Annotated in this window: 15 protein-coding genes; 2 read left to right on the forward strand and 13 right to left on the reverse strand. The window is 68.1% G+C overall.

Going from position 1 to position 16626, the window contains the following annotated elements:
- Nucleotide 1: 1 nt before the first annotated feature.
- Together serB and ctaD are read right to left on the reverse strand one after the other, a co-directional pair.
- Complete coding sequence (serB, locus tag ACXPWS_RS21180) at nt 2–1282, reverse strand: phosphoserine phosphatase SerB (protein ID WP_458708534.1); 1281 nt, start codon at nt 1280–1282, stop codon at nt 2–4.
- The gene (ctaD, locus tag ACXPWS_RS21185) at nt 1239–2984 is read right to left on the reverse strand and encodes an aa3-type cytochrome oxidase subunit I (protein WP_458713632.1); all 1746 of its coding nucleotides are present in this window, start codon (nt 2982–2984) and stop codon (nt 1239–1241) included. The genes serB and ctaD overlap by 44 nt, the downstream gene beginning before the upstream one ends.
- Before the next feature lie 138 nt (nt 2985–3122).
- On the opposite strand from ctaD, the gene ACXPWS_RS21190 reads away from it, so the two are divergent.
- Complete coding sequence (locus ACXPWS_RS21190) at nt 3123–4211, forward strand: iron-siderophore ABC transporter substrate-binding protein (protein ID WP_458708535.1); 1089 nt, start codon at nt 3123–3125, stop codon at nt 4209–4211.
- A 10-nt stretch (nt 4212–4221) separates the two neighbouring features.
- On the opposite strand, the gene ACXPWS_RS21195 is transcribed toward ACXPWS_RS21190, so the two are convergent.
- Genes ACXPWS_RS21195 through ACXPWS_RS21245 form a run of 11 tightly spaced genes read right to left on the reverse strand, consistent with a single transcriptional unit; the run spans nt 4222 to nt 15737 of the window.
- A complete protein-coding gene (locus ACXPWS_RS21195; protein ID WP_458708536.1) occupies nt 4222–5259 on the reverse strand; it encodes an isopenicillin N synthase family dioxygenase in 1038 nt (345 codons plus the stop codon).
- Nucleotides 5256–5774, reverse strand: coding sequence for a hypothetical protein (locus ACXPWS_RS21200; RefSeq protein ID WP_458708537.1), 519 nt, complete (start codon nt 5772–5774; stop codon nt 5256–5258). The genes ACXPWS_RS21195 and ACXPWS_RS21200 overlap by 4 nt, the downstream gene beginning before the upstream one ends.
- Nucleotides 5771–6784 carry an allantoicase gene (gene alc / locus ACXPWS_RS21205; protein ID WP_458708538.1) on the reverse strand — a complete coding sequence of 338 codons (1014 nt, stop codon included), beginning with the start codon at nt 6782–6784 and terminating at the stop codon, nt 5771–5773. Before alc ends, ACXPWS_RS21200 begins: the two co-directional genes overlap by 4 nt.
- On the reverse strand, nt 6781–7527 hold the full coding sequence (locus ACXPWS_RS21210) for an aspartate/glutamate racemase family protein (protein ID WP_458708539.1): 747 nt from the start codon (nt 7525–7527) through the stop codon (nt 6781–6783). The genes alc and ACXPWS_RS21210 overlap by 4 nt, the downstream gene beginning before the upstream one ends.
- Nucleotides 7524–8822 carry an allantoinase AllB gene (gene allB, locus ACXPWS_RS21215; RefSeq protein WP_458713633.1) on the reverse strand — a complete coding sequence of 433 codons (1299 nt, stop codon included), beginning with the start codon at nt 8820–8822 and terminating at the stop codon, nt 7524–7526. Before allB ends, ACXPWS_RS21210 begins: the two co-directional genes overlap by 4 nt.
- A complete protein-coding gene (locus ACXPWS_RS21220; protein WP_458708540.1) occupies nt 8822–9658 on the reverse strand; it encodes an N-acyl homoserine lactonase family protein in 837 nt (278 codons plus the stop codon). The genes allB and ACXPWS_RS21220 overlap by 1 nt, the downstream gene beginning before the upstream one ends.
- Nucleotides 9658–11238 carry an ABC transporter substrate-binding protein gene (locus ACXPWS_RS21225; protein ID WP_458708541.1) on the reverse strand — a complete coding sequence of 527 codons (1581 nt, stop codon included), beginning with the start codon at nt 11236–11238 and terminating at the stop codon, nt 9658–9660. Before ACXPWS_RS21225 ends, ACXPWS_RS21220 begins: the two co-directional genes overlap by 1 nt.
- The gene (locus ACXPWS_RS21230) at nt 11235–11876 is read right to left on the reverse strand and encodes a cysteine hydrolase family protein (protein ID WP_458708542.1); all 642 of its coding nucleotides are present in this window, start codon (nt 11874–11876) and stop codon (nt 11235–11237) included. Before ACXPWS_RS21230 ends, ACXPWS_RS21225 begins: the two co-directional genes overlap by 4 nt.
- Nucleotides 11877–12881, reverse strand: a complete 1005-nt coding sequence (locus ACXPWS_RS21235) for an ABC transporter permease (protein WP_458708543.1) — start codon at nt 12879–12881, stop codon at nt 11877–11879.
- Between the two features lie 10 nt (nt 12882–12891).
- Complete coding sequence (locus ACXPWS_RS21240) at nt 12892–13761, reverse strand: ABC transporter permease (RefSeq protein WP_458708544.1); 870 nt, start codon at nt 13759–13761, stop codon at nt 12892–12894.
- Complete coding sequence (locus ACXPWS_RS21245) at nt 13761–15737, reverse strand: dipeptide ABC transporter ATP-binding protein (protein WP_458708545.1); 1977 nt, start codon at nt 15735–15737, stop codon at nt 13761–13763. Before ACXPWS_RS21245 ends, ACXPWS_RS21240 begins: the two co-directional genes overlap by 1 nt.
- Nucleotides 15738–15933: 196 nt before the next feature.
- Between ACXPWS_RS21245 and ACXPWS_RS21250 the strand changes: the two genes are divergently transcribed.
- Nucleotides 15934–16611 carry a TetR/AcrR family transcriptional regulator gene (locus ACXPWS_RS21250; RefSeq protein ID WP_458708546.1) on the forward strand — a complete coding sequence of 226 codons (678 nt, stop codon included), beginning with the start codon at nt 15934–15936 and terminating at the stop codon, nt 16609–16611.
- Nucleotides 16612–16626: the final 15 nt, after the last annotated feature.

A 16626-nucleotide genomic window follows, 5' to 3' on the forward strand; every position in this document is an offset into this window, starting at 1 on the left:
GCTAATCGGGGATATCGACCCGCCGGATGGTGCCGTCCACCGCGTCGGCGGCCTCGATCTCACCGCGGGTCACCCCGAGGATGAACAGCACGGTGTCCAGATATGGATGGCTCAGTGACGCATCCGCGACCTCACGCAGCGCGGGCTTGGCGTTGAACGCCACGCCCAGGCCGGCCGCCGCGAGCATGTCGATGTCGTTGGCACCGTCACCGACGGCGACGGTCTGCTCCATCGGGACACCGGCCTGCTGCGCGAAATCACGCAGCGCCTTGGCCTTCCCCGGCCGGTCGATGATCGGCCCGATCACCCGGCCGGTCAGCTTGCCGTCGATGATCTCCAGGTCGTTGGCGGCGACGTAGTCGAGCATCAGCTCGTGCGCCAGCGGCTCGATCACCTTGCGGAAACCGCCGGACACCACGCCGCAGTGAAAGCCCAACCGGCGCAGGGTGCGAATCGTGGTCCGGGCTCCGGGCGTCAATTCCAGTTCGTCGGCCACCTCGTCGACCACCTCGGCCGGCAGGCCGGCCAGGGTGGCGACGCGTTCGCGCAGCGACTCCTCGAAGTCCAGCTCGCCGCGCATGGCGGCCTCGGTGATCGCGGCGACCTTGGCCTCCGCGCCGGCCCGCGCGGCCAGCATCTCGATGACTTCGCCCTGGATCAGGGTCGAGTCGACGTCGAAGACGATGAGCCGCTTGGCCCGCCGGGACAGGCTGTAGTCCTCCAGCGCGATATCGATGCCCTGCTCGACGGCGACCCGCGCCATCGCCTCCTGCAACTGGGCGTAGGCCGCTCCCCGCGGCACCGACACCCGCATTTCCAGGCCGGTCACCGGATAGTCGGACACGCCCCGGATGGTGTCGATGTTCACGCCGAGCTCGGCGGCCTCGCGGGCCACCACCCCGAAGGATTCGGCGGCGATGGGCCGGCCCAGCACCACGATGGTGTGGGTGGACGGCTCCCGCATGACCGGTAGGTCCGCGCTGCGCTCGATGGTGACGTCCAGTCCCACCCCGTGAATGGCGGTCCGGACGTCATCGCCGAACTCCGAGCCGTCGGCCACCTCGGCGGGCGCCGACACGAGTACGGCCAGGGTGAGCCGGCGCCGGACGACCACCTGTTCGACGTTGAGCAACTCGACGTTGTGCCGGGACAGCACCTCGAAGAGCGCCGACGTGACGCCTGGCTGGTCGAGTCCGGTGACGGTGATCAGGACCGACACCTTGGAATTACTCACCGATTCAGGTGCGGACGTTCTCGTCGTCGAGCCGGGTGACGTCGCCATCGGACGGACCGTGCGCGCGGCCGATGTGCGCCTCGGCACGCATCCGCTCGACCATGTGCGGGTAGTGCAGCTCGAACGCCGGTCGCTCCGAACGGATCCGGGGCAGCTCGGTGAAGTTGTGCCGCGGCGGCGGGCAGGAGGTGGCCCACTCCAGGGAGTTGCCGTAACCCCACGGGTCGTCGACCACGACCGGCTCGCCGAAGCGCCAGCTCTTGAACACGTTCCAGACGAACGGCAGCGTCGAGATACCGAGGATGAACGCGCCGATGGTGGAGACCACGTTCAAGGTGGTGAAACCGTCGGTGGGCAGGTAGTCGGCGTAGCGCCGCGGCATACCTTCGTCACCCAGCCAGTGCTGCACCAGGAAGGTGGTGTGGAAACCGATGAACGTCAGCCAGAAGTGCAGCTTGCCCAGGCGCTCGTCGAGCAGCCGGCCCGTCATCTTCGGGAACCAGAAGTAGATGCCCGCGTAGGTGGCGAACACGATGGTGCCGAAGAGCACGTAGTGGAAGTGCGCGATGACGAAGTAGCTGTCGGTCACGTGGAAGTCGATCGGCGGGCTGGCCAGCAGCACACCCGACAGGCCGCCGAGCAGGAAGGTGATCAGGAAGCCGACCGAGAACAGCATCGGCGTCTCGAAGGTCAACTGCCCCTTCCACATCGTGCCGATCCAGTTGAAGAACTTGATGCCGGTCGGCACGGCGATCAGGAAGGTCATGAACGAGAAGAACGGCAGCAGGACCGCGCCGGTGGCATACATGTGGTGCGCCCACACCGCCACCGAGAGTGCCGCGATGCCCAGCGTCGCGTAGATCAGGGTGGTGTACCCGAAGATCGGCTTGCGGGAGAACACCGGGAAGATCTCACTCACGATGCCGAAGAACGGCAGCGCGATGATGTACACCTCGGGATGCCCGAAGAACCAGAACAGGTGCTGCCACAGCAGCACACCGCCGTTGGCGGGGTCATAGACGTGCGCACCGAGGTGGCGGTCGGCGGCCAGGCCGAACAGCGCGGCGGTCAGCAGCGGGAACGCCAGCAGCACCAGGATCGAGGTCACCAGGATGTTCCAGGTGAAGATCGGCATCCGGAACATCGTCATGCCGGGGGCGCGCATGCAGACCACCGTGGTGACCATGTTGACGCCACCGAGGATGGTGCCCAGACCACCGACGGCCAGGCCCATGATCCACAGGTCGCCACCGGCGCCCGGGGAGTGGATGGCATCCGTCAGCGGCGAGTACGCCGTCCAGCCGAAGTCGGCGGCACCGCCGGGGGTGATGAAGCCGGCGATGGCGATCAGCGCACCGAACAGGAACAGCCAGAACGAGAAGGCGTTCAGCCGCGGGAACGCGACGTCGGGGGCGCCGATCTGCAGGGGCAGCACCAAGTTGGCGAAGCCGAAGACGATCGGGGTCGCATAGAACAGCAGCATCACCGTGCCGTGCATGGTGAACAACTGGTTGAACTGCTCGTTGGACAGGAACTGCAGGCCCGGCAACGCCAGTTCGGTGCGCATCAGCAGGGCCATCAGGCCGCCGACGAAGAAGAAGATGAAGCACACGACGCAGTACATGATGCCGATCAGCTTGTGATCGGTGGTCGTGATCAGCTTGTAGATCAGGTTGCCCTTGGGGCCCATCCGCTGCGGGAACGGACGCCGTGCCTCGAGTTCTCCGATTGGGGGCGCTTCGGCTACCAACAGATCCTCCATAAAAAATCGACGGGTCGTCCCGGCAGTGTCTGTTCGAGATCTTATCCCCCGTCACCGACATCGGCGGCATGGGTCCTACAAACTGTCGTAGTTTCGCGCGGGGGTGCAAATGTTACCGTCGGCGACGTGCTGTTTCCCACTGCGCGCATCGCCCAGGTCGCAGCGGTGGCGTCCATCGTCTCGGCCGTGACACTGACCTTGCTCACCGGCTGCGGAGGCCCGGAATCCGCGCCGACGGGCCCGGTACCGGGCGCCCCGATCACCAGCACCACGCGGATCGCCGGCGCGGGCGTGCTTGGCAACCAGCGCCGCCCCGATGAGTCGTGCGCCGCCCAGCCCGCACCGGCCGATCCCGCCCCGCGTCAGGTCGGCAATGCCCCGGCCGCCGACGTCCCCCCGGCCACCGAGGTGCGCGGCGACCCGCAGCGCATCGTGGCCCTGTCCGGTGATCAGCTCGACGCGTTGTGCGCGCTGGGTCTGCAGGGCCGGATCACCGGTGCCGCGCTCGCCGACGGCTCCGACGCGCAGCCGTCATATCTGGGTACCGTCGTCCACGCCGCGCCCGGTGTCGGCAGCCGGACATCCCCGGACCTGAACGCCATCGGCCACGCCACCCCCGACCTCATCCTCGGGTCCTCGGCGCTCACCCCGACGGACTTCGCCGCGTTGAACCGGATCGCACCGACGGTGTTCACCGGGGCGCCGGGCGCGGGCTGGCAGGACACCCTGCGCACCGTCGCCGCGGCGACCGGCCGCCCCCAGGACGCGGCCCGCATCCTCGACGGTTTCGCCCAGGACGCCCGCAAGACCGGGCAGCAGAACGACGCCACGCATTTCCAGGCATCGGTGGTGCAGTTCACCGAGAACACCGTGCGGGTCTACGGGGCCGACAACTTCGCGGCCAGCGTGCTGCACCTGGTCGGGGTGGATCGCCCTGCGGCACAACGATTCACCGACAAGCCATATATCGAGCTGGCACCGGATGCCGATCTGTCCGCCGCCGACGGGGACATCGTCTACCTGTCCTTCGACTCCCCCGCCGCCAAGGAGCACGCCGCGACGGTGCTGGACAGCCCGGCCTGGCGCAAGCTTTCGGCGAACCGGGACAACCGGGTGTTCATCGTCAACAACGAGGTCTGGCAGACCGGCCGCGGTGTGGTGGCCGCGCGCGGCATCCTGGACGATCTGCGCACGCTCAACGCCCCGATCAACTAGCTATGCCGGGCTATTCGGCGCCCTGCAGCGCCTGCTGACCGAACTGGCCCAGTCCCAGCGAGCCCTCCGGCAGCACCAGCTCCCCGGTCTCGATCCGGCGCCGCAGATAGGCGAAGGTCTGCGCAGTCTGCGCGAACAGGTGCTCCCCGGCCCGCAATGTCGGGCGGGACTTGGCATCCGCGGAAGCGAACTGCGGCAGCGGTTTGACCTCGGTGTGGTAGTCGACGTTGAAGAACAACGGGAACGAGTACCGCTCTTCGGCGACCTTGCGGACACGGTGGCTGGTGGCCACGAACGCGCCGTTGGTCCACAGCTCCAGCAGGTCACCGATGTTGACGACGAAGGCCCCGGCCACCGGTGGGACGTCGATCCATTCGCCCGCCCCGTTGAGCACCTCCAGTCCGGGCGCGGTCGGTTTGAGCAGGGTGAAGCACTCGTAGTCGGTATGGGCGCCGATCCCGATGCTGTCCTTCGCATCTGGATTGTGCGGGTAATGGATGAGGCGTAACTGGCTCGGGGTCTTGGTGGCGTGCCGGGAGAACACCTCGGGATCCTCACCGAGCGCGACCGCGAACGCCCACAGCAGCCGCTGCCCCACTCCCAGCAGCGCCTGGTAGTACGCGGTGACCGCCTCGGCGAACCCCGGCAGTGCCGGCCAGGCGTTGGGGCCCAGCATCGGATTGCCGGCCAGGTAATCCGGATCGTCGGCGGGCAGGTCCAGCGCGGTGTCGAACGCCTCCTTCAGATCCGGGGTGGTGCCCTCGAGTCCTTCCTCACCGACGGGCACATAGCCGCGGTGGCACCGGGACAGCCCGATGTAGTTGCGCATCTTCTCTTCCACCGGCAGCGCGAAGAACTCCTTGACCGCAGCCAGCATCTGCTCGAACAGCGACTCGTCGATGCCGGTGCCGCTGATGTAGAAGAAGCCGACCTCCGCTGCCGCCCGGCCGATCTCGGCGGCCACCCGCTCCTGCTCGGTGCGCTCCGGTGAGTACAACCCACTGATATCGATGACGGGCACCGATGTGAATGACGTGACGCCACTCATGAATCCACGTTCCCTTCCGATTTCTCCACTGTCCAGCGCACGCCGTTGGCCTGGATGTCCTTGCCGGATATGACGATTCCGAGGGCCCGGTGGTCGGCACCGATGACCACCTGGGTGCGGTCGGCCCAGCCGAACAGTGCACCGGCACGAACCAGCAGCGCCTGCGCACCGTCCGGCCCGGACAGGTGCAGCGCTCCGGCCGGGGTGGCCGCGCCCGGATCCCGGACCCAGTGCTCGACGTAGTCCTCGTGCACACCGGTTTCGACGAGGGTGTCGCCGGCCCACGTCATCACGCCCGCATCCGGGAACGGCCCCGGGGGTTGCACGTCGATGGCGCGGTGCCATTCGAAGATGTCGCCGTTCTGGTGCAGGGTGCCCGCGAAGCCACGCGAGTCGACATAGGCCGTCGGGCCCTGTAGCCACAGCACACCGGGTTCGGTGTTGCGGGTGCCGTCCGGCTCGATCAGCAGGGTGCGCCGCCACAACCCGACACAGTCGGTCATCAGGATCGTCACGAACTTTCCTCCCAGCGGTGCCGCAGCAGGCCCAGCCCTTCGGCGGTCGGCGTGCCGAGGGCCCGCACCCGGGCGATGCCGCCGTCGGGGTAGGCCTGCACCCGCAGGGCGGTCACCCCGGCAACGGCGACCGGGAACACCTGACGGGCATCCGGGATCAGGGCACACCGTGCGAGCACCGGGACGTCGAAAGCCACCAAGCCCCAACCGTGTTCGCGGTCGGGCCGGTTGCGGGTGCCCAGCACCGACACCTCGGGGCTGGCGTTGAACACGAAGTACGACGTGTCGATCTCGATGCGGCGCAGGTCGGCGGGCACGAGGAAGGAGACGATCACCGCATCGTGGGTGTCCGGCCCGATATCGCGGCGCCTGCGGGTCTCCCATCCATCGCCCATGTTGTGCGGCCGGTTCGGGGCGACCAGCGCGGCCGCGCTGGAGTAGAAGCTGTCACTGCACCATTCGACGCGCCCGCCGTGCTCCAGGCCGGATACCTCGACGGTGACATCGGACCACAGCGCCGGGTCCGGAACCACCTCGCCGTAGGCGCGTACCCGCGCGACGCCGCCGTCGGACTGCAAGCGCAGCCGCAGATGCGTCCAGCGCCGCGAGTCGGACACGGTCAGCAGATTGTGCGAATCCGCTTTGAGGACGGTCATTTCCACGATCGGTGACCAATGCACGGACGGGCCAGCCGGATCGTCGGTGCGGTCCAGGGTGCAGGCATCCACGGCGCAGGCGCTGGGGTGATTACCGGAGAAGAACCGGGTGTCGACGTCGACGGTGTGCAGCCGGCCGGGCACGCCGAGCCGGATGATCACCCAGTCGCCGTCCGGACCGGCGTGCCGGCGGGTCTCCCAGCCGTCCACCACTTCGCCACGCAAGTCGTAGGTGCCCGGGACGAAGGCGGGTTCGCCGGGATCGACGAGACGTTCCTTGAACCCGAAGGACTCGTCGCTGGCGGCCACCACGCTGCCGCCGACGACACGGGAGGCCAGATCGACGTCGGTCACAGGCCCAGCCGTTCGGAGAGCGGCCAATGGCTGCGCGGATTGTCCGGACCGGGTGCGTACACGCCGGCCTTGCTGGTGGACAACCCCAGCCCGACCACGGCCTGGGCCAATCCGATCGCCGCGGCCACCCCGTCGACGGCGGGCACCCCGAGTTTGGCGGCGATGGCCGCGGTCACCCCCGCCATGCCGGCACAGCCCAGGCAGATCACGTCGGCGCCGTCCTCGTGCACGGCGCGGGCCGCCTCGTCGACGATGGCCTGCACGGCGCCGGCGGGGTCGGCGTCCACCTCGGCGGTCCCCAGCCCACACGCGCGCACCGAGGCGCAGTGCGCATTCAGTCCGGCCAACAGCAGCCGGTCCTCGATGGGCGGAATCGAGCGTGCCAGCGTGGTGATCACCGAGTACCGCCGGCCGATCAGATGCGCGATGTGCGCGGCACATTCGGCGATGTCGAACACCGGCACCGTCAGTGTCTCGGCCAGCGCGTCGCGGCCGTGCTCACCGAAACCGGCCAGTACCACGGCGTCGAAGTCGAAGGTTCCCGCCGCCGTCAGCCGGGTGACGGCGTCCAGCACCCCCACCGCCGACAGATAGCTCTCCGCCGCCGAGTCGATGGCAGCGGAACCGAAATGCGGTGACATGCACACAATTTCGGTGTCCGCGTGGGCCGCCTCGCGCGCGGCCGCCGCGATGTCGGCGGTCATGGTGGCCGAGATGTTGGGATTGAGTACCAGGATTCTCATACCGGCTGCCCGATCCGGGCCGGCACCGGCGCACCGGCCACCCAGGTCTGGCGCACCGAACCGCGCAGGGTGACACCGTCATACGGGCTGACCGGGTGCCGGTGGCGCAGCGTGGCCGCGCTGACCGTCTTCACCACATCGGGATCGAAGGCGCACAGGTCGGCCCGCAGTCCCACCGCGATCCGGCCCCGGTCGGCATAGCCGGCCAGTCCGGCGGGCCGCTCCGACATCCACCGGCTCAGGTCGGCCAGCCCGGCGCCGCGCCGGGCCGCCTGGGTCCACACCGCCCTGGGACCCAGTTGCAGCGAGCTGATCCCGCCGAACGCCCGACCGAAATCCCCACCGGCCTTGTGGCCCGGTGCGCACGGCGAATGGTCGGAGACCACTAGGTCCAGCGTCCCCTCGCGTAGTGCCGACCACAGCGGTTCGCGGTTGGCGCCGTCGCGGATCGGCGGGCAGGCGGCGAACTCGGTGGCGCCGTCGGGAATGGTCTCGGCATCGAAGGTGAGGTAATGCGGGCAGGTTTCGGCAGTCACCGGGATGCCCGCGGATTTCGCGGCGGCCAGCTGCGGTAGAACCCGGGCACCGGAGACGTGCACGATGTGCGCCCTGGCTCCGGTCTGCCGGGCGGTGTCGATGACGAGTGCCACCGCGTCCTCCTCGGCCGCATCCGGGCGCGAGGCCAGGAACGACCGGTAATCCCGGCCGGTGGGGCGTGGGCTGGCCGCGATCACCGCATGACTTTCGGCGTGCACCAGCAGCACGGAGCCCAGTTCGGCGATGCGGGCCATGGCGGTGCGGAATTGCCCGGGATTCAGGTGCGCGAACCGCGGGTTGCCCGAGGCGGTGAGGAAGCACTTGAAGCCGCGTACCCCGGCCCGCAGCAAGGGTGCCAATTGGTCCAGGTTGTCCGGGACGGCGCCGCCCCAGTAACCCACGTCGACGTGGCAGTTACCTTCGGCCACCGCTCTTTTCGCCTGCAGGGCGGCGACACTGGTGGTCACCGGGTCGCAGTCCAACGGCATGTCGACCAGCGTGGTGATTCCGGCGGCGGCCGCGGCCGCCGTGGCCGTCGCGAACCCCTCCCAGTCGGTGCCGGGTTCGTCGACGTGGACGTGGGTGTCGACGAACCCCGGCAGCAACACCACGGCATCGGACAACCGGTCGTCTTGTGCGGCCGGGCAGTGCGCGTCGACGGCGCCGATGAAGGCGATCCGCCCGCCGGCGATGCCGACCGACGCCGGCACCAGGTGCCCGTCGATGAGCACCCGGTCCGCACGCAGGACGCCGTCCATCACGACGCGACCGGCCCGAACCTGTCATGGAAATGCCGGGTGAGCTCCGGCCACACATGCGGATCATGCCCCGGGATCAGCTGATAACCCTTGTCGGCGGCTAGTCGTTTGAGCCTGCGGATCGGTTCGACGGTGTCCTCGGGATCGACGTCGATGTAGCCGCCGATGGCCAGCTCGTGTTCGATGTTCTCGGTGAGATCGGCCGCGTCGAAGGCGAACACGAATCCATCGCCACCGACCGACTCATCGAGTTGCACCACGAAGCTCTGGTGTCCCGGGGTGTGCCCGTAGGTCGGCACCGCGGTGATCCCCGGCGCGATCTCGGCTTCTCCGTCGGCCAGTCGCCACTCGATATTCGGATCGTCGAAATCCACCCGGACGATCGCATTGCGTTCGGGCACCGGGTGATTGGACAGACCGTATTCGAGTTCCCGGCGCTGGGCGTGCACCGGGACCTTGCCGGCGAACAGCTTCAGGCCGCCGGCATGGTCGTGGTGCAGGTGGCTGACCGCGACGGTGTGGATCGCATCGAAGTCCACCCCGACCTCGGCGAGCCGCTGCTCGATCGGCTCGCCGGGGCCGGGCAGCACCGGGCGGTACTCCACCGTCGGGAAGAACCGCCGGTACAGCGCCGGGTCCCGCACCAACGCGGTGTTGAAGCCGGTGTCCAGCAACACCCAGCCGCCGTCGGTCTGCAGCAGCACGCCGGGCACCGGTTCCCGCAGCCGTTCCTCGGGCGGAGCGCCATACACCGACACCGATTTCGGCAGTTCCTCCCAACCCAGCGTCAGCAGGATGATCCGGCGCACACCGCTCTTGTGGACCAGTGTCGTCATCAGCCCACCGACAGCGCGGCCAGCCGCAACGAGTTCGGGTTGGTCACCACGTGCGCCTGCTCGACACCCTTGAGCCAGGGCTGCGCCACCATGAAGTCGTTGACGTCGGCGACGTTGAGCCAGCAGCCCGTCTTGACCGCTTCCTCACCGGCGGTGGAGAAGTCGGCGTCCGTATCGGCGGGCAGGCCCTTGGCCAGAGCCGCGGTGACCGCAGGCGCCGAGCACCCGAAGAAGTTCAGTCCGCCATCGGCATCCCACGAGATGTGTCCCCAGGTGTACGGCGACGGTGCATCCGGCCATCCGAGGTAGGTCATGATCTCCGGCGCGGACTGCCCGTCGGTGCCGACCCAGCCATAGATCTCCGAGGTGGGATAGGCCTGCACCTTGGCGTTCAGGCCGGCCGCCGCCAGCTGCGTCTGAATCAGGTTGCTGATCAACTGGTTGTCGGGGTTGCTGGAGTCGTAGCCGATGGTGACGGCCTTCTGGTCGGCAGGCAATCCCCCGGCGATACCGGACAGCACCGACGGATCGTGCGGAACGTTCTGCTTGCCGAACTCGGCGGCCATCATGTTCGGCGGGTAGATCTGCTCGGCCTTCTTACCGCGCCCGAAATACGTCTGCTTGACCAGTTCGTCGGTATCGATGGCCTGCAATACGGCGGTGCGATTCTTGGCGTCGGTCATCATGCCCTTGCGCGGGTTGATGTAGACGTAGTTCGACATCATGGTCGGCAGTGAGTAGTTCGCGAACGACTTGTTGTCCAGGTAGGACTGCACGGCGGAAGAGGGCAGGTCGTGCAGGATCGCGGCGACCTGACCGTTGTTGAACTGCAACTGCTGCGCCGACACATCGGTGATCACCGGGAGTTCGACCTTCTCGAAATACGGCTTGGTGCCCCAGTAGTCGCCGAAGGCAGTCAGTTCGTACTTGGAGCCGACCTCGGCGGCGGTCAACGTGTACGGGCCGGTACCCAGGTCGTGGTTGGTGAGATAACCCTGAGCGTTGTCGGTGCCCCCGTTCTTCTTCAGGCCTTCGGGGCTCAGGATGCGCGGCCCGTACGGGCAGGCCAGGTAGTCCAGGAACGCCGAGTTGGGTGCCTTGAGCGTCACGGTGACGCCGTAATCGCCCTGGGTGGTCACCGATTCGACGTCGGTGACCATGTAGGCCGGGCCCTGGTTCACGGCCGCCCGCCTGTCGAAGGAGGCCTTGACGGCGGCGGACGTCAGCGGGGTGCCGTCGTGGAACTTGACGCCTTCGCGCAGCTTGAACGTGAACACCTTGTTGTCGGGCGAGGCGGTCCACTCCGTGGCCAGAAGTGGCTCCAGCTCCGGCTTGTCGGTACCGGCCTTGTACTGCAGCAGACCCTCGTAGGTGTTCGTGGTCAGCAGCAGACCCTGTCCGGCGTAGTAGATGTCGGGGTCCGGCGGCTGTCCCGGGTCTTGCAGGAACGACAGGTGCAGCACCTTGTCGGTCGGGGCGGCGTTAGGGGTGCTGCCGCCGCCGGAATTCGAACCGCCACAGGCCGTCACGGTCAGGACCGCCACCGCGCCGATCGCCAGAACAGTGCGTAGTTTTCTCATCGTGCGGCTCCTTCGAGGACGGGGCTGGTGATTTCGCGGAAAGCGGCGAGGATTTCCTCGGTGGTCCGCATCGCGCCGGTCTGCAGGTATTCCATCGCGTCCAGTGCCGCATCGTGGCGGTACTGCGAGGAGCCCCCCACACAGTCGGTCACGACGCGTACGTAGAAGTCACGCTGATGCGCATCGGCGAACGTGTAGTGCACGCAGACATCGGTGAGGCCGCCGATCAGGATCAGGGTGTCGGCCTTGAGACCGGACAGCACGATCTCGAATTCGGTTCCGATGAAACCGGAGTAGCGGCGCTTGACGATGTGGAACTCTTCGTTGGGACCGTCGAAGTTCGGTAGCAGCTCGGGATGCAGCGGTGTGCCGGGCCGCCCGTCTATGCAGTGCGGACCCTCGACGCCGTCGAGTTCGCGGCCGAAGTCGACACCGCTGGCGCGATGCACCTCCTGGAAGAACACGATCGGGATGGTCGCCGCGCGAGCCGCGGAGATCAGTTGCTGCGCCCGCCCGATCCGGCCGGCGTAGCCCGCCATGTGCGGGATACCCACCTGTTCGACCGGCATGTCGCCGGACTCCTGCATGTCCACCACGACAAGCACGGGCTTGCCCACGATGAGCGGCTGTTTGGGCACCTAACCTCCTAGGACTGCGATACGGGGATCTGCGGCGGCCTGGAGCAGGTCCACGGCCGTGTTGATGAAGACGTAGAGCGCGCCGAGCATGAGCGTGACGCCGGCGATCGCCGGGAAGTCGGCCACCGGGATGCTCTGCGCGATGTACTGACCGATACCGGGCCAGCCGAATACCTGCTCGACCACGAGGACCCCCGAAAACATCAGGCCCACTTGCAGTCCCGTCATCGACAGGGCGGCGCCGACGGAGTTGCGCAGGACGTGGCGCGCCATGATCCTGCTCTCCGACAGCCCCTTGGCACGGGCGGTCCGCGCGTAGTCGCTGTCGATATCGGTCATCAGGCTGCTGCGCAGCACCCGACCGATCGCGACGGCCGGGCCGATCGCGATGACCAGCGCCGGCAAGATCAGGTGGTGCAGCGCGTCGGCCACCACATCCAGGCGGGCGTGCAGCAGACCGTCGACGGTGAGCAGTCCGGTGGGCCCGTCGGGCGGATTGGGCACGGCGACACGGCCGTTGGCCGGTACCCAGCCCAGGGTTTGGTAGAAGACGATCAGCCCCGCGATGCCGAGCAGGAACATCGGCGCCGACGAGCCGGTGAACAACACCGCCCGCAGCACACCTGCCCCACGCCACTTCAGCGTGGTGCTGAACGCGAGCAGCACCGCGAGCAGGATCGCGATGATCAGTCCACACAGCGCCAGTTCCAGGGTGGCCGGGAAGAACGACCCCAGGTCGGACAGCACCGCATGCCGGGTCCGGTAGGACGTGCCCAGATCGCCGGTGGCGGCGCCGGCCAGGTAATGCCAGAACTGCACCAGCACCGGGTCGTCGAGGCCCAGTGCCTGGCGCCGGGCGGCGACCGCCTGCGCTGACGCCTGGGCGCCGAGCTGCGCCTTGACCGGGTCCAGCGGCGAGATGTTCTGCAGGACGAACAGCACTCCGGTGAGCGCGATCAGGATGGCCACCATCGCGCCGAGGCGGGACGCCACGAAAGTCTTCATACGGCCCCGCCTAGTTCGTCTTCATCAGGTTGCGCAGACAGTCACCGGAGATGTTGGCGACCAGCGCCAGCACCAGCACCGCGAGTCCGGGCATCACCGGAATCCACCACTGCTGCAGGAAGTAACTGAGATTGCGGGCCGAGTCGGCACCCAGCTCGGGCGCGGGTGCGGCCTGTCCGAGCCCGAGAAACGACAGCGCGGCCAGCGTGAGGATCAGGGTGCCGATGTCCAGGCTGGCGGCCACCAGGGCGTTGGGCACCGCACCGGGTAACAGATGCCGTCCAGCCAGCCGAAAGCGGCTGACACCCGCCAGTTTCGCGGCTTCCACGTGCGGGCGTGCGGCCAGCCGGGCCACCTCGCCGCGAACCAGCCGCGCGTAGAAGGGCCACCACACGATGGACACCGCGATCAACGTGTGCAGGAAGCTCGGTCCGAGGGCGGCCACCACCGCGATCGCCAGCACGGGCGCAGGTAACGACAGGAAACCGTCGGTGATGCGCATGAGCGTGGCGTCGAGCCAACCACCCGTGGCACCGGCGATCAGGCCGACCAGGCCGCCGATCAGCAGACCCAGCGCCACCACCGCCAGCGCCGCGAACCAACTGGACCGGGCGCCGTAGAGCACGCGGGAGAAGATGTCGCGACCCACACTGTCGGTGCCCAGCAGGAACCCGTGCCCGCCCGGCGCCTGTAGTGGCAAGCCGACCGGGGTGAGCGGGTCGTGCGGGGCGAGCAGAGGTACCGCGATGACCGTCAGGGTCACCAAGACCACCAGTGCCACACCGGTCCAGTTGACGATCGTCGAGCGGGACTGCGGCAGCGACGGCCGCCACCGGGCCGATTCGCGGACGAGGCCGGGCGCCGATACTGCGATGGCCATCAGACCGCCTTCCGTTCGATACAGGCGACCTGGTGCGGGTTGCCCGGGAACCCTTCGAGCCGGACGTCGAGGTCGTCGCCGGCGCAGGCTTCGACGGAGATGGCGCACCTCGGGTGGAATGCACATCCGGGCGGGGGTGACAGCGGGCTGGCGGGTTCGCCCGCCAGCACCCGGGTTTCGCGGCCGAGATCGGGGATGGAATCGACGAGCGCCCTGGTGTAGGGATGGGTGGGATCGCCGATCACCTGTTCGGCCGGACCGACTTCCACGATGCGGCCGAGGTACATCACCGCGATCCGGTCGGCGACCACCCGGGCCACCGACAGGTCGTGGGTCACGAACACCACGGACATGTCCAGTGTCCGGCGCAGGTCACCGATCAGGTTGAGCACCGATGCCGCCAACGAGACGTCCAGCGCACTGGTCGGCTCGTCGCACAACAGCACCGACGGCGGCACGACGGTGGCCCGCGCCAGCGAAACACGTTGGCGCTGACCACCGGAGAGCTGGCCGGCGCGCGATCTCGCCACCTCGGCCGGCAACCCCACCCGGTCCAGAACCTCGATGACCGCATCCCGGCGTTGCGCGCGGGACATCTTGGTACCGCGGAGCCGCTCGGCGATCAGCTCGCCGACCGACAGCCACGGGGTCAGCGAGGCACCCGCGTCCTGAAACACCATCTGCGGCCGTTGCCCGCCCGCCAGGGTGACCGAGCCGGAAGTCGCCTTGGCCAGGCCGGCGATCACCCTCAGCAGGGTCGACTTGCCCGACCCGCTCTCCCCCACCAGAGCGACCGATTCGCCGTGGCCGACCCGCAGTGTCACGCCGCGCAACGCCTGCAGTTTGCCCCGGCGTGCCACCGCAAAGGTTTTGGTGATATCGGTCAGCGCCACCGCAGGTGGTTGATCAGGGTCCGAATCAGGTTGTGGCGCAATTGGTTCTGCATCGTGCCCGATCTGGGCAGCAGCGCCATTCCGGTCGGGCGGTAACACGCAGGCGCTCAGCCGATCCGGGCCCACCGGGACCGGGTCGGGGGGCGTTTTCGTGCAGTCCTCGGTGGCCAGATCGCAGCGGGGCACAAAGGCACATCCCGGCAGCGGCGACAGGGGGCTGGGCACCGATCCCGGAAGCGCGGCTAGCCGGCTGCGCCTCGGAGTCTGCAGTGTCAGCCGGGACCGCAGCAGGCCGCGGGTGTAGGGGTGTGCGGGTGCGCCGAGCACCCGCGCCGTCGGTCCGATCTCGGCGATGCGGCCCGCGTAGAGCACCGCGATGCGATCGGAAATCTGCGCGGCCACGCCCAGGTCGTGGGTGATGAAGACGATGCTGCAACCGATCTGGTCGCGCAACCCCTGCAGCAGCGTCAGCACCTGGGCCTGCACCGTGACATCCAGTGCGGTGGTGGGCTCGTCGGCGATGATCAACTCGGGGTCACCGGCGATGGCGATCGCGATCATCACCCGCTGGCGCAGGCCGCCGGACAATTCGTGCGGGTAGGAACGCATCCTTCGGGCCGGGTCCGGAATGCCCACCGCCGTGAGCAGTCGCAGCGCCTGCTCGTCGCCGCCCGCGGCTTCGGCGACCTGCTTGCCGATCCGCATGGTGGGGTTCAGCGACGTCATCGGATCCTGGAACACCGCGCCCAGGTCGAGGCGGCGAATCTTGCGCAGCGCCTTGGCGTCACCGTGCACCATGTCCGAGCCGGCCACCGTGATGGTGCCGTCGATGCGCGCGTGGGCGGGCAGCAACCCGAGCATGCCGAAACCCAGCACGCTCTTGCCCGAGCCGGACTCGCCTACCAGACCCAGTATTTCGCCGGGCGCCACGGTCAACGTGACCCCGCGCAAGGCGTGCACCTCTGCGCCGTTGCGGCGGAAGGTCACGTGCAGGTCGCCGATGCTCGCGACGGGTTCGGGGTTCGCCGAGGCCGCGGCGCGCAGGTGTGCGGGTGCGTCGACCGCGGAAACGACGATGCCCATGAGCATTCTCCCGGTGTGGATTGCGATGCCGACGCTGGCCTGTCAATCGACAGTTTTCACTGCAGGCCCGCCCGGTGGGTGTCGCTGGCGTAACCAATTCCGGGCCGTAGGTAACCGAGGCGTATCGCGCGTTTCTATCATGTGACAGATACGGTCGGACATACCTATCAAGGTCGTGATCAGTCACGATGGGGACATGTCGCTCACCCGCGCAGGCCGGCCCCGACTGCAGACGCAGCGGCGCCCGGGAATGACGGCTCGCGATGAAATCCTGGATGCGGCAAGCGAATTGTTCACCACGCTGGGATATGCGGGCACGTCCACCCGAACCATTGCCGAATCTGTGGGCATCCGGCAGGCGTCGCTCTACCACTACTTCAGGACCAAGGACGACATCCTGTGCGCCCTGCTGAGCCAGACCGTCACGCCGACCCTGTCCTTCATCCCGACGCTGCTGGGGGCCACCCCGGCACTGACCGCCGCCCAGCACCTGCACGCCCTCGCCGCATTCGACGGTGATCAATTGCTCAGCGGCCGTTGGAATCTGGGTGCCCTGTATCTGCTGCCCGAATTGCGCGACGCCCGGCTGGAGCCGTTCTGGTCGGACCGTGAACGGCTGCGGCTGCACTACCTGGCGCTCAGCCGGGCGGTGCTGGACCAGACCGGGGTGCATCCCGCGGCCGCCGACCTGCCGTTCCGGCTGGTCGAATCGCTGGTCAACATGTGGTCGGTACCGCACGGACCGCAGCGCTCGGAGCTGCCGATGCATGTCGCCGACGCATGCCTGCGGGTGCTCGGCATCCTGGATGCGGCGACCCCCGAACGACGGGAACACAGCACATCGGTGATCGACACCCATCGGTGCCACGTGTGATTTCTGTCGATCGAC

The sequence above is a fragment of the Mycobacterium sp. BMJ-28 genome (assembly GCF_054404835.1).

Bases quoted from the DNA above. Each gene is read 5' to 3' on its own strand.
- serB (WP_458708534.1), bottom strand. From the start codon at position 1,282: ATGGCGACGTCACCCGGCTCGACGACGAGAACGTCCGCACCTGAATCG.
- ACXPWS_RS21195 (WP_458708536.1), bottom strand. From the start codon at position 5,259: ATGAGTGGCGTCACGTCATTCACATCGGTGCCCGTCATCGATATCAGT.
- ACXPWS_RS21210 (WP_458708539.1), bottom strand. From the start codon at position 7,527: ATGAGAATCCTGGTACTCAATCCCAACATCTCGGCCACCATGACCGCC.
- allB (WP_458713633.1), bottom strand. From the start codon at position 8,822: ATGGACGGCGTCCTGCGTGCGGACCGGGTGCTCATCGACGGGCACCTG.
- ACXPWS_RS21220 (WP_458708540.1), bottom strand. From the start codon at position 9,658: ATGACGACACTGGTCCACAAGAGCGGTGTGCGCCGGATCATCCTGCTG.
- ACXPWS_RS21225 (WP_458708541.1), bottom strand. From the start codon at position 11,238: ATGAGAAAACTACGCACTGTTCTGGCGATCGGCGCGGTGGCGGTCCTG.
- ACXPWS_RS21235 (WP_458708543.1), bottom strand. From the start codon at position 12,881: ATGAAGACTTTCGTGGCGTCCCGCCTCGGCGCGATGGTGGCCATCCTG.
- ACXPWS_RS21240 (WP_458708544.1), bottom strand. From the start codon at position 13,761: ATGGCCATCGCAGTATCGGCGCCCGGCCTCGTCCGCGAATCGGCCCGG.
- ACXPWS_RS21245 (WP_458708545.1), bottom strand. From the start codon at position 15,737: ATGGGCATCGTCGTTTCCGCGGTCGACGCACCCGCACACCTGCGCGCC.
- ACXPWS_RS21250 (WP_458708546.1), top strand. From the start codon at position 15,934: ATGTCGCTCACCCGCGCAGGCCGGCCCCGACTGCAGACGCAGCGGCGC.